This window comes from Oceanobacillus luteolus (assembly GCF_042678205.1).
Classification (GTDB): Bacteria; Bacillota; Bacilli; order Bacillales; family Amphibacillaceae; genus Oceanobacillus; species Oceanobacillus luteolus.
In genome coordinates, this window is sequence record NZ_JBHUDE010000165.1 from 1 (window position 1) to 13,331 (window position 13,331).

The following is a 13,331-nucleotide window of genomic DNA, read 5'->3' on the forward strand; positions in this document are numbered from 1 at the left end:
ACCTGACTAAATCCATTATAAAGGACTTTTTATTTGCATTAAAGTAAATTAGCGAAAATTCGGGGTCTTGTTAATATTTAATCTTAATTAATGCAACGCTAGTGGTGAAAGTACAATAAAAAACGCCTATATAAAATATAGGCGTTATCGAATATTCGTGGCGAGCGAACCATGTGTTCACATTCACATGTATTACCTTGTTCCTCGACTTACACGAATCAGCTCATCGCCAAGCTAGTATAACATGATTTGGTTATCATAGCTACATACATTATTTGGTTATGATAATCGCTGACTCTTTTTCTAACATGTATACATTTCCGCTGATTACCAATAATAGTTAAAAAACACAGTGGAGGTTGTATGGATGATTCGCTTGGAAACAGATATTGAAGGAAAGCAGATGTCTTTTGGAGAAGCCCAAAGTAACTTGAAACAGTATGGTTTGAGTATGGGTGGCAACTGGGACTACGATAGAGGAATATTTGACGGTATTATGCACCGGGAAGGCGGAGAAACTATTTATATTCGGTTGCCTTTTCATGTGCTTAAAGGTGAGCTGGATCGAAAAGATGCTTGGATAGAATTCCAGCAGCCTTATGTCATCAAGCATGTTGTGAATTTGGGATTGGATAAGGATTCAAATTCACTATTAACTGCAACAGGTTTTAGCCAATTTCAAGAACCACTTGATACAGATGGTTATATTCGTGATAAAAGTAAGTGGCAGGAATTTGGAGAAGAAGCGATTGGAGATATATTAAATAAGTTGGAAAAACAATAAGGTTCCCCACTCAAATGATAGAAAAAGAAAATAGCTAAAAGAGCAGCGTGATACATCTCATCGATAAGATGATTGGTGTCACGTTGTTTTTATTTTACCGAACGATTTTCTTATTAGGAGAAAGAATGAGAGAAGAATGTATAATTAAAAGTGTATCGTTATTACAAGTATTTCTAATATTAGAACTTTACAATCGAACTGCTATAAAGTAAGATGTTGAATAAGATATGAGCTGCGAATAGGATTGGAGTGACGAAAAATGGGAAGTTTTGGGTAAGCATTTGAGCAATGTTCAAGAATAAGAGCGTTTCTTAATTTAGGAAAAGTTATTCAAAATATAGGGGGGGATATTCATTTGAAAAAGTTCATACTATCAATACTTATTGTAGGATTTTTAGGCATATTGGCAGCTTGTGGTTCGGAAGCTGATGGAGATGATAATGGTGGTGGAGAATCTGATAAATTGGTCATCACAGTTGGAACAAGCCCAACATATCCACCGTTTGAATCAGAAGAGAATGGTGAACTTATCGGTTTTGATATTGGCTTAATTGAGAAAATTGCTGAAGCGGAAGACTTCGAAGTGGAGTTTACAACGATGCAATTTGATGGACTTATTCCAGCACTGAAGGCGGGACAAATCGATGTCGTCGTTGGAGCGGTGACGATCACTGACCAAAGAATGGAAAGTGTTGATTTCTCAAATGCTTATTACGAATCCGGTCTTTCCATCCTAGTACCAGCGGATTCAGATATTCAGAGCTTTGAAGATTTAGACGGTAAATTGATAGGTATCCAAAAAGGTACGTCTTCTTATAATTATATGATTGCTAATGGAATCGAAGATCAAAATATTAAACAATATGCTGATATTAGTACTGCATATAGCGCACTTGAAAATGATGGTGTCGATGCAATTTTATATGATCATCCATCAAATATTAACTATATAACAGAACGGAATTCAGATGCAGTAATTGTTGGTGATATTCTAAACGGTGAATATTACGGAATCGCGGTAAATCCGGATAAGAAGGATATCCTCGAAAAAGTTAACAATGGATTAGCGACCATTCAAGAGAATGGCGAATATGAGAAACTATTTGATGAATATCTGGGTGGAGAAAGAAATGGTTTTGTGGAAGATGTCTTAAATCCGGAAGATGTAGTAATTACGGTGGAATAACATCTTAAACACATACATTATGAAACTATCTGGGAGATTAAAGGGAAGAACATGCTAGATTTCCTTTAATCTCCTTGTTGATACATAAGGAGGTCCAACAGCATGCAAGCAGTTTTAGATAATCTCCCTCAACTTTTGGAAGGCCTTAAATTTACACTGTATTACTCGATTGCCGCAATAATCTTGGCTGTAATTTTTGGTTTAATCGCTGCCCTAATGAAGCTTTCCAAGTCAAAAATATTAAAAGGACTCGCAACAGTATATATTGAAGTTTTCCGTTCGACTCCATTATTAGTACAGCTATTCTTCATTGTTTTCGGTTTGACGGGCGTATTACCTTTAAATGAATGGTTCGGTCAAAGAGCATATCCGATCATTGCAGCGACTATCACCCTTGCTTTGCACGAGGGGGCTTATATATCTGAAATCATTCGTGCGGGGATACTTGGGGTAGATCGTGGGCAGAAGGAAGCTGCAGCAAGTATTGGTATGACGGAATATAAAACGATGAGGTACATCGTATTACCTCAAGCTTTTAAACGGATGATCCCTCCACTCGTCAACCAATCAGCACAAACGATTAAAGATACTTCCTTACTGGCTCCAATCGGTATCATTGATCTGGTTTATCGTGGACAGATAATTATTTCTGCTACATTCGAGCCATTTTCTATTTGGCTAGTAATTGCAATCATCTATTTTACTATTATATTTGCGATATCACAGTTTGCCGGGTATCTGGAAAGGAGAATGCAGCTTGATAAACGTTGAGAACCTCCGTAAATCATTTGGTAAACTTGATGTTTTAAAAGGAATTAGTACTGAAATCCGGCATCAAGAAGTTGTTGTGGTAATTGGACCATCTGGGAGCGGGAAGAGTACATTTCTCCGCTGCCTCAATGGGCTGGAGGAAGCAACAAGTGGAAAAATTGAAATTGACGGGGTGGAGCTTACTAACCCGAAAACAAATATACATGAGTTAAGGCAACATGTTGGAATGTGCTTTCAGCAATTTAACTTGTTCAGACATTTAAATATTTTACAGAACATCACAATTGGACCGATGAAGGTGTTGAACAAGAGCAAGGAGGAAAGTGAGCAACTTGCACGTCAATTACTGAAAAGAGTCGGTCTTGGAGATAAGGAACAAAACTATCCAGATGAACTTTCTGGAGGGCAACAGCAACGTGTTGCAATTGCCCGTGCCTTGGCGATGAAACCGAAAGTCATGTTATTCGATGAACCGACCTCTGCGCTTGATCCAGAGATGGTAGGTGAAGTTTTAAATGTAATTGGCGATCTTGCAGAAGATGGTATGACGATGGTGATTGTGACGCATGAAATGGGGTTCGCCCGCAAAGTTGGTGATCGGGTAATATTTATGGATGAGGGGTATCTCATAGAAGAAGGTCCTCCTGCAGAGATATTTAATAATCCTCAGGAAAAGCGGACACAAAGCTTTCTTGCAAAAGTATTGTAATAAGCTTTTCCATTATTGGCAGTACAGAAGAAGATATGAATTTACGGGGTGAATATGTTGAAAGCAAGATGGGGTACACCAAAACAACTAAGAGATTTACTAAATGAACTGGTAAGTTGGAATAGTATCACCTTATCAGAAGGCGAGCGTCAATTCCCGATAAAATTAGAAAATAAGTTGCGGGAATTAGCTTATTTTCAAAAGCATCCGGAGTACCTTACGCTCCATGATACAGATGATCAACGGCAGTTCTTAACAGCCCTTTATAAACATCCAGATGCACAGAAAACAATTTGTCTGGTCAGTCATTTCGATACGGTAAACATAGAGGAATATGGGAAGCTGAAGGAAATGGCGACTGAACCAGATAAACTTACAGAAATATTGAAGATAAGAGCTGCTGAATTTTCAGCTGACGTGAGAAATGATTTAGCGTCTGGAGAGTACTTATTTGGAAGAGGAACCATGGATATGAAAATGGGCCTTGCGTTACATATGCAAATGTTGGAAAGAGCAAGCTTGGAAAACTGGCCAATTAATTTATTGCTGCTCACCGTTCCTGATGAAGAAGTCAACTCTGCTGGAATGCGATCCGCTGTTCCTGCATTGTTGAAATTGGAGGAAAAGCATGAACTTAATTATATCCTTTTTCTAAACAGTGAGCCTGTTTTCACTCAACATGGAGATGATACACATTATATTTATTCCGGATCGATAGGAAAGGTCATGCCTGCTGCGTTGTTCTACGGCAAGGAAACTCATGCGGGACAACCATTGAACGGGATGACTTCTCCATATATTGCATCCTATCTGACACAGGAAATGGAGTGGAATTCTTCGTTTCAAGAAACTTCTTATGGTGAAACGAATCCATTGCCAGTCACCTTACAGCAACGTGATTTGAAGTCCGATTATTCAACACAGACACCATACCGTTCGAGTGCTCTTTATAATGTGCTTGTTATGGAACAAACGGCGGCTGATGTATTTGATCGCTTTGAACAAGTTGCGAATAAAGCTGCTGTGAGACTAAATCGGGATTACGCAGAAATTTGCAGAAACAATCAAGTGGATCCAGTAGGGAAAGTATCCGTCATCCGGTACGAGCAGCTAGAAACATATGCTGTGAATAAGCTTGGAAGAGAATTCATCGACAGGGTGAAAGCGACAGTCCATCACCAGAAAGAATGGGACGATCGGGAAAAGTCGTTACGTATAGCGGATAAATTAATGATTGAATGTCAGGAACTTGCACCGGCCATTGTTATTTTACTTACACCTCCGTACTATCCAGCTGTGAATTCTAGTGACAATGAAACGATTGAAAACTGTGTGGCTTTTGTGAAAAGAATTGCCAAAGAGAAATTCAACTTGAAAGTGGAGAGAGTCCACTATTTTAATGGTATCTGTGATTTGAGTTATGTATCTTATGAGGGAGATTCAAAGGATTCGGTCACTTTTGAAGCGAACACACCGGTCTGGGAGACGAGCTATTCCATCCCATTCGAAGATATGTTGAGACTGGATGCTCCAGTTCTAAATATCGGACCATTTGGGAAGGATGCCCATAAACTGACTGAACGGTTACATATTAAAAATGCTTTTGAAGAAATGCCGGTTATTTTAAAAGAGATGATTCAACAATTGAGTTTAAAAAATAAGGTTAACTAGACTTTCATTTTAAAATGAATGAATTGAACCCTTATCCTGGTTACCCAGGATAAGGGTTCAAGCATTAATAACCGGAATCCTCCGATGTTAGATTATCTATCATCTTGTAATCATATTTCTGTAAAGGTTTTTCTGCCGGGCCTTCAATTACTTCTCCAGTATATGTGAATCTGGAGCCATGACACGGGCAGTCCCAGCTGCGCTCACCACTATTCCATTCCACCTCGCAACCGACATGGGTACAGGTTGTATCAACAATATGGAGCTCTCCTTTTTCATCCCGATAAGCCCCTTTTCTTTCTCCATTGATGCTGATGACTGCACCTTCATCATTATCTAATGTTTTCGGATTCATATTACTCATTTGTAACTTACCTTTGATTAAATGGCCGACAACATCAGCATTTTGAACGAGGAAGTTCTTAATACTTGGTGTCGCATAGAACCTGGAAGGGGTGAATAAGTTCTTAAAAATATTTTCCCTTCCTAATACAATATCTTTCAGTAATAGAGCTGCTGCGGTACCATTGGTCATTCCCCATTTTCTATAGCCTGTGGCAATTAGGATGTTCGGCTGTCCGGAAGTGATTTCTCCAATATATGGCACTTTATCTAATGTCGTAAGGTCTTGTGCCGACCAACGATAAGGAATTTCTTCAATGCCAAAAACCTCTTGTCCCCATTGCTCCAATGCATCAAAATGTTTTTTAGTATCGATGCCTTGGCCGGTTTTATGACTTTCCCCAACAAGGAGGAGCATTTCTTCTCCATTGATCGTTACCGAGCGCACAGAACGTGTCGGTTGATCTGCGCTAATGTACATACCGCCTGGAAATGGCTTATTTGGTTTTACAGCAAGTACATAGGAACGATCTGCATACATTCGCGTTGAATATAAACCCATCCCTTCATAAAACGGAAAATGGGAGCATGCAAGGACAAATTTAGCGGTTACACGATGATCATTACTTGTTAAAACGGTTGGATTTTCTCCTGTTTCCACATTAACTGCGGTCGTATGATTAAAGATTTGACCATCTTTTTTAGTAATCTCATCGACTAAATGAACTAAATACTTTAACGGATGAAATTGCGCTTGGTTACGCATGACAGCAGCATTCCTGATTTTTAGATTAAATGGGATTGTATCTACCAATCCGCCATCGATACCAAGTTTCTCATATGCCTGTACTTCTTTGTTGATTTTTTCTTCATATTCTTCGGTCGTGGAATAGATGTATGCATCCTGTTCGGTAAATTCACAATCTATACCTGACTTCTCCACTGTGCTTTTTATGAATGCCAATGCTTCCATGCTTGCTTCATAATATAATCTCGCCTTACTCTTTCCCATGTTTTTAATTAGTTCATCGTAAATCAAGTCATGCTGAGCAGTAATTTTAGCAGTCGTGTGCCCCGTCGTCCCGCCTAATAATTCATTTGCATCTAGAATGGCGACACGTAATCCTTCCATTGCCAAAAGATAGGCAGAAGTAATTCCAGTAATGCCTCCACCAACGATACAAACATCGACTTGTATGTCCTTTTCTAATCTAGGAAATTCAGGGATCTTAACAGAATCCCGCCAATACGATTTTGTGATATCTGGTAGTTTTTCAGCCATACTAACCCTCCGTTAAATAATGAATATTATCAACAGAATCTCCATATAAGGGCTGAAGTATACTAAAGCTGGAATAATTCACCAGTGTATACTGAATAATTCTTGAGGGATTACAGAGGAGAGTAGTAGATTTTATATAGATGTTATTTGTTTATCACCCAAACTTAATAAAGGTTTCTTTTTTCTTTACCGATTATTGATATATTTAATTAAATAAAAACTAAGGAAGAATTGCAGGACCAAACGACGCAAATGAATCGGATGTTGTGATCCGATTAATGGACATTGAATTTAGCAACTATGCTTAATAAATTTACCAATCTATGCAATTTTCCTCCATGATTTTCTATTAATTTCTAGTTACTGGATAATTAGTTTAGTTGATTGACAAAACAAAATGAGAGGCATATACTTAATTCAGCATAAATAGTTCAAGAATTTGTAACAAAGTGAGCATACTTCAAGAATTGACATCATGAATTAGGTTATATTAGCACACTATATTTTTAAATGGATGTATCTATAGTCTATGAAAATAGCAAGTGTTAATCATTCCCTAGAAATTGATGGGAATTTTTTTGTTGAAAATTCTTACACCGTATTTATGTATAAGTAAAGAATTTGGTAAACGATTACTTTGTTTCAATTTGCAACATTTACATATAAAAGAAACCAGAAACAAGAAGCCGTTCCAGTTCTTTATGAAAAGTATTTGAATGGGGGATATATTAATGGAAAAAAAAGAGGATCAAAAGCTGGAAACAACTGAAACAACTAATAATTCCAGACGCCAGTTTTTGAAGAGCTCGGGTATTGCTGTCGGAGGAATTGCCGTTGGTAGTGCATTAGGTGGAATTCTAGGCATGTATGGTAAGGAAGAAGAAGCGCCTGCTGCTACTCCTGCAGAATCTCAACCAGCACAGCAACATGACCACGCACTGCAATATTTTACAAATCGGGCAGATTTTGAAAAACTTGGACAAGCAACAGAGCGAATTTTCCCTGAAGATGAAAATGGACCTGGAGCAATTGCGTTGGGGGTTCCATATTATATCGACCACCAATTAGCAGGTAAATGGGGAATCAATGCGAAGGAATACCGCCAAGGACCTTTCTTTGAAGGTGTACCTGAACAAGGTTATCAATCTCAGTTAAAACACCATCAAGTTTTCGATTTAGGATTAGAAGCTCTAGATAAATATAGTCAAGAAAAATTTGATGCATTATTTGTAGCGTTAGACGGAGAACAACAGGATGAAGTTCTAACTGCATTTGAAAATGATGAAGTGAAGATTCCTGGCCTTCGTTCAAGCTTATTCTTTGAACTTTTACGTAAAACTACCATCGAGGGAGTCTACGCTGACCCACTTTATGGTGGAAACAAAGGTATGGCTGGATGGAAGATGAAAGAATATCCAGGAGTTCAAATGAGTTACGCAGATAAAGTTGAGGAAACAGAGTTTCTTAAAATTGAACCGAAGAGTCTTCATGATACACATAACTAAGAGCGTTCTTAGATAAAATAAGGGATTTGTACGAGACAGGCTGTATGGGGTTTTAACAGCAGGGTAGTACATCGAGAAAGGGAGTATAGGAAGTATGGTTACAAAACTGCCAAAAACAGACGTCGTGACGGTAGGTGTAGGTTGGACAGGAGGCATTATTGCTGCTGAGTTAAGTAAAGCAGGCCTGAAAGTCGTTGGTCTTGAGCGTGGTGGCGATCGTAGTACAGAAAACTTCGCAATGAAGCATGATGAACTTCGCTATGCATTACGTTACGAACTGATGCAAGATTTATCTCGTGAAACTTTAACATTTAGACATAATAGTAAACAAAGAGCTTTACCAATGCGCCAATACGGAGCTTTCTTATTAGGTAATGGTGTTGGTGGAGCAGGTACGCACTGGAACGGAATGACGGACCGTTATAACCCATATGATTTTGAAATCCGTTCGAAAACAATTGAAAAATATGGTGAAAGCAAAATTGATCCAGAATTGACGATTCAAGACTGGGGAATTACATATGACGAAATGGAACCATATTATACAAAATTTGAATTGATGGCTGGAATCTCTGGTGACGAAACGCCATTACGTGGACATCGTTCCGAACCGTTCCCTAACCCGGCATTGAAAAAGACACCAGCTATGGATATTTTCTTCGATGCGACGAAGGAAATGGGACTTGACCCATTTGTTATTCCGGCAGCGAATAACTCACAAGCTTATGATAACCCAGATGGACAACATTTGGCGGCATGTCAATATAACGGTTTCTGTGAACGTTTCGGTTGTGAATTCGGTGCGAAAGGAAGCCCTAATACAACAGTAATTCCGACAGCACTAAAAACTGGAAACTTCGAACTTCGTGCCAACTCAGAAGTTCTTGAAATTCTGCATGAAGGTGGAAAAGCTACTGGAGTGCTTTACATGGATACTCGTACAGGAGAAAGATTCGAACAACCGGCAGAAGTTGTTGCAGTGACGAGCTATACATTCAATAACAACCGTTTGCTTCTGAACTCTGGATTGGGAACTCCATATGATCCTAAAACAGGCCGAGGTACAATCGGTAAAAACTATTGCTACCAAGTAATTGTTGGTAATGATGGTTTCTTCGATGATGAGAAGTTCAACTCTGCAATTGGTTCAGGTGGTCTTGCTGCAGTGTTAGATAACTTTAACGCAGATAACTTTGACCATAGTGATTATGATTTCCTACATGGTGGATCAGTATTAATGGGACAAAAAGGTAAACGTCCAATTGATGAAAACCAAGTTCCTTCAGGTACACCTAGATGGGGTAAAGAGTTCAAAGCACAATCCCTTAAATATTACAATCGTCATTTGAACCTTTACACGTATGGAGCACAGTTGCCAACAGTTCACAACTACCTGGATTTAGATCCAACGTATAAAGATATTAACGGTTACCCACTTCTTCGTATGACGTTTGACTTTACAGAGAGTGACCGTAAACGCGGTAAGTTCTTAAACCAGCAAACTCGTAAAATCTTAGAAGCAATGGGAGCAACTCATATCAGTGATGATACAAACATGGATCACTTTGACATGACAAGATATCAAGCAACTCACAACACTGGTGGAGTTATCATGGGAGCAGATCCTGAAACATCTGCAGTAAATAACTACCTACAAATGTGGGAGCATGATAACGTATTTGTTGTTGGTGGATCTGCATATGCTCACCAAAGTGGATATAACGCAACTGCAACTCTTGGTGCATTAGCATACCGTGCATCTGAAGGTATTATCGATTATAGTAAAAAAGGTGGCAGTCTCGCATAATGTGAAACTTCATTCAGTTGGGGGCCTACCTCCTGAATGCTAGTTGACCAGAATCAGGGATTTATGGGCTGTTTATTCCTACCTTCATATATTGAGGTACCCTCATGATTGGAGGGGGATTCTTAACAGCCCGTTCATGCGTGGTATACGAGAAAGCTAGTTTTATGATAAACTTGTCCCAAGTGGGAGGCGAGATACAATGGGTATAGCAAATATCGGAATTCCTGGTCTAATTCTAATCGTCATTTTAGCGCTGATTATTTTTGGGCCAAGTAAATTACCTCAAATCGGGAAAGCTGCTGGACAGACATTAAAAGAGTTTAAAGGTGCAGCAAGCGATCTGATGGATGATAAAGACGAAAAAGAGAAGCAGGAAGCAACTGCAGAAAAAAAATAAACTTTCATATATAGCACTGAAATCGAATTCGATTTCAGTGCTTTTTTTATTTAAGGTGAAAATGCCTTTATCCTACTTAGGGTCGAACGTGTAATCTTAATATGCATTTCCGTTATTATAGTGAAGTGTTGCAAAAGAACACACGTTCCTTTATAATAACTAAAAAGAACATTCGTTCGTTAGTCGTGGAGGGAAGAGTATGAAAGGTGTATTTTTGCGTGCAATGGAGTCCAAACAAAAACTTACCATTATGTACATGAATGGAAATAACGAAATAACCCAACGTGAAGTAAAGGTATTAAAGATGAATGATGAATACTTACTTGTATATTGTTATTTCCGTAAAGCTGTTCGCACAATGAAGTGGGATCATATCCTTTCTGCTGAGCCTAGACCGATTCGTATGGGAGCATAATTCATCAGTTTAAATACAAAAAACATAGATGAATCATTATCTGCGTAAATTGATGATATTCATTAAAAGAAGGATAAGCACTGATACATGTAGAACTAGTTTTATAGGGTATGAGTTTAATATCTCCTGTAATGGTAAAAGTATTATAAATAGAGCCTAAAACTTCCCTTAAGTTTAATGAAATGGTAAGGAGGACCTTAATTGGCACAAACATCAATGAAAGTTTTGAAGAATTACATCGGCGGTAAATGGATAGAAGCAAACACGGATAAATCAGAACCTGTCTACAACCCAGCAACAGGTGAAGTGATAGCACATGTTCCTATTTCTTCCCAGGAAGATGTGGACCTCGCAGTAGAAGCTGCGAATGAAGCATTTCAATCGTGGAAAGAAGTTGCAGTGCCAAGACGTGCACGTATTCTATTTAAATATCAGCAATTATTAGTAGAGAACTGGGAAGAGCTGGCTCGTCTCATTACAATTGAAAATGGGAAAAATTACACGGAAGCCTACGGTGAAGTTCAACGTGGTATTGAGAACGTCGAATTTGCTGCAGGTGCACCTTCCCTCATGATGGGTGAACAACTTCCATCGATTGCAACAGATCTTGAGTCTGGAGTGTACCGTTATCCTATTGGTGTTATCGGTGGGATTACCCCATTCAATTTTCCAATGATGGTACCTTGCTGGATGTTCCCGATGGCGATTGCAACTGGTAATACATTCGTATTAAAGCCTTCTGAACGAACACCACTCTTGGCTAACCGATTAGCCGAGCTATTGGAAGAAGCGGGATTACCGAATGGTGTATTTAATATCGTCCATGGGGCGCATGATGTCGTAAATGGATTGCTGGATCATAAAGATGTAGCGGCAATTTCCTTTGTAGGTTCTCAGCCGGTGGCAGAGTACGTTTATAAACGTGGAACAGCTAATCTAAAACGCGTTCAAGCATTAGCAGGTGCTAAAAACCATTCGATTGTTTTAAGTGATGCAAACTTGGAAAATGCTGCTACGCAAATTCTGAACGCAGCATTTGGTTCTGCTGGAGAGCGCTGCATGGCAGCATCTGTTGTAGCGGTGGAAGATTCAATCGCTGATGAATTCTTAGTACGCCTGAAGCAAAAAGCTGATGAGATAAAAATTGGAAACGGCTTAGATGAAGGGATTTTCTTAGGCCCTGTCATCCGTGACCAGCATAAAGAACGTACACTAAATTATATTGAAACCGGTGAGAAAGAAGGAGCATCGCTTGTACGTGACGGAAGAAAAGACGAAGCTGTCGAAGAGGCAGGCTACTTTGTCGGTCCAACGATTTTCGACCATGTCACACCAGATATGAAAATCTGGCAAGATGAGATATTTGCACCAGTCCTATCCATATCACGTGTGAGAGATTTAGATGAAGCAATCGCTCTGTCCAATCAATCCCGTTTCGCAAATGGAGCATGTATTTTCACAAGAGACGGCGGAAGCGTACGCAGGTTCAGAGAGACAATTGATGCAGGAATGCTTGGTGTGAATATCGGGGTACCGGCTCCAATGGCATTCTTCCCTTTTTCCGGTTGGAAAGATTCGTTCTATGGTGATCTACATGCCAATGGAAAAGATGGGCTTAACTTCTATACACGTAAAAAAGTCATTACGACGAAATGGGTTTAATAATAGGATAAAACAATTATAACCATTCTTCCCCTTGTATAAGACCCCGTGAATATGAGTTAATATAGATGTCGGACCGATAGACTCTTTCGGGAAGGAGGGTGATCATATTGATTACGTGTGTTGAGGTGATTTCCGCTTAGCGGATAACCTTTGTGGGACCGTATTTTATACGGTCCCACTTATTTGCGAAAAATATTTGCAAAATTAACATCTTTCCAATTTGGAAAAAGTCGTTTATAATTTGCATTATGTAGAAAGTGAAAAATATATATAGAAAGGGGTGCACGGACTATGGGAATTTTTCCAGGAAACGGTTATTTAGATTTTCAACGTTTTAAGGAGGAAATGAATCGTGCAGTACAAAAATGCAAAAGAGGTTCTTCCCCCTAGTTTGCTGAAAGAAATGCAGAAATATATCCAAGGAGACTTGATTTATATTCCTAAAGCAAAAAAGGAACGGGCAGCTTGGGGAGAAGTGAGTGGATCTAGAGCATTGATCGCTAAACGAAATGAGGAAATGTTCCAATTGTATCGTGATGGGATCACATTTGAAGAATTGGAACAGAAATTTCATTTATCGATTGATACTATTAGAAAAATCATTTATAAGATGCGTAATAACCATAATTAACAATAAAAAAGCATGGAGTCCTTACGAAGGACTCCATGCTTTTTTATTGTACCTAGGTCGGCAAGAACAGTTATAATTATTCTTTCGCTTGTTTGCGTATGCGCTCCATTGTATAAATAAGGTTGTAGCAAGTGACTTTTGGAAAGGAGGTAACAGATGATGTTAA

12 protein-coding genes are annotated in these 13,331 nt (G+C 38.9%); 11 read left to right on the forward strand and 1 reads right to left on the reverse strand.

Features of this window, described 5'->3' with window-relative positions:
- Positions 1 to 367 precede the first annotated feature (367 nt).
- From ACFSBH_RS19985 to ACFSBH_RS20005, 5 genes are all read left to right on the forward strand, one after another.
- A complete protein-coding gene (locus ACFSBH_RS19985; RefSeq protein ID WP_251514405.1) occupies positions 368 to 784 on the forward strand; it encodes a YugN family protein in 417 nt (138 codons plus the stop codon).
- A 355-nt stretch (positions 785 to 1,139) separates the two neighbouring features.
- The gene (locus ACFSBH_RS19990) at positions 1,140 to 1,970 is read left to right on the forward strand and encodes a basic amino acid ABC transporter substrate-binding protein (protein WP_251514406.1); all 831 of its coding nucleotides are present in this window, start codon (positions 1,140 to 1,142) and stop codon (positions 1,968 to 1,970) included.
- Positions 1,971 to 2,072: 102 nt separating this feature from the next.
- The gene (locus tag ACFSBH_RS19995) at positions 2,073 to 2,741 is read left to right on the forward strand and encodes an amino acid ABC transporter permease (protein WP_251514407.1); all 669 of its coding nucleotides are present in this window, start codon (positions 2,073 to 2,075) and stop codon (positions 2,739 to 2,741) included.
- Entirely contained in the window at positions 2,728 to 3,450 is a 723-nt protein-coding gene (locus tag ACFSBH_RS20000) for an amino acid ABC transporter ATP-binding protein (protein WP_251514409.1), read from the forward strand. The genes ACFSBH_RS19995 and ACFSBH_RS20000 overlap by 14 nt, the downstream gene beginning before the upstream one ends.
- A 54-nt stretch (positions 3,451 to 3,504) precedes the next feature.
- Positions 3,505 to 5,121: a M20/M25/M40 family metallo-hydrolase gene (locus ACFSBH_RS20005; protein WP_251514410.1), complete on the forward strand. Its 1,617-nt coding sequence runs from the start codon at positions 3,505 to 3,507 to the stop codon at positions 5,119 to 5,121.
- A 64-nt stretch (positions 5,122 to 5,185) separates the two neighbouring features.
- Here ACFSBH_RS20005 and ACFSBH_RS20010 read toward each other — a convergent pair whose 3' ends face one another.
- On the reverse strand, positions 5,186 to 6,745 hold the full coding sequence (locus tag ACFSBH_RS20010) for an FAD-dependent oxidoreductase (RefSeq protein ID WP_251514411.1): 1,560 nt from the start codon (positions 6,743 to 6,745) through the stop codon (positions 5,186 to 5,188).
- 731 nt (positions 6,746 to 7,476) lie between these two features.
- Between ACFSBH_RS20010 and ACFSBH_RS20015 the strand changes: the two genes are divergently transcribed.
- From ACFSBH_RS20015 to ACFSBH_RS20040, 6 genes are all read left to right on the forward strand, one after another.
- A complete protein-coding gene (locus ACFSBH_RS20015) occupies positions 7,477 to 8,250 on the forward strand; it encodes a gluconate 2-dehydrogenase subunit 3 family protein (RefSeq protein ID WP_251514412.1) in 774 nt (257 codons plus the stop codon).
- A gap of 94 nt (positions 8,251 to 8,344) precedes the next feature.
- Positions 8,345 to 10,057, forward strand: coding sequence for a GMC family oxidoreductase (locus ACFSBH_RS20020; protein WP_251514413.1), 1,713 nt, complete (start codon positions 8,345 to 8,347; stop codon positions 10,055 to 10,057).
- Positions 10,058 to 10,256: 199 nt separating this feature from the next.
- Positions 10,257 to 10,454: a twin-arginine translocase TatA/TatE family subunit gene (tatA, locus tag ACFSBH_RS20025; protein WP_251514414.1), complete on the forward strand. Its 198-nt coding sequence runs from the start codon at positions 10,257 to 10,259 to the stop codon at positions 10,452 to 10,454.
- A 199-nt stretch (positions 10,455 to 10,653) separates the two neighbouring features.
- Positions 10,654 to 10,869 carry a WYL domain-containing protein gene (locus ACFSBH_RS20030; RefSeq protein WP_251514415.1) on the forward strand — a complete coding sequence of 72 codons (216 nt, stop codon included), beginning with the start codon at positions 10,654 to 10,656 and terminating at the stop codon, positions 10,867 to 10,869.
- A 201-nt stretch (positions 10,870 to 11,070) separates the two neighbouring features.
- Positions 11,071 to 12,531: a CoA-acylating methylmalonate-semialdehyde dehydrogenase gene (locus tag ACFSBH_RS20035; protein WP_251514416.1), complete on the forward strand. Its 1,461-nt coding sequence runs from the start codon at positions 11,071 to 11,073 to the stop codon at positions 12,529 to 12,531.
- 355 nt (positions 12,532 to 12,886) lie between these two features.
- Positions 12,887 to 13,165 (forward strand): CD3324 family protein, encoded by a 279-nt coding sequence (locus tag ACFSBH_RS20040; protein ID WP_251514417.1) that lies wholly within the window; start codon positions 12,887 to 12,889, stop codon positions 13,163 to 13,165.
- The last annotated feature ends 166 nt before the right edge of the window (positions 13,166 to 13,331 follow it).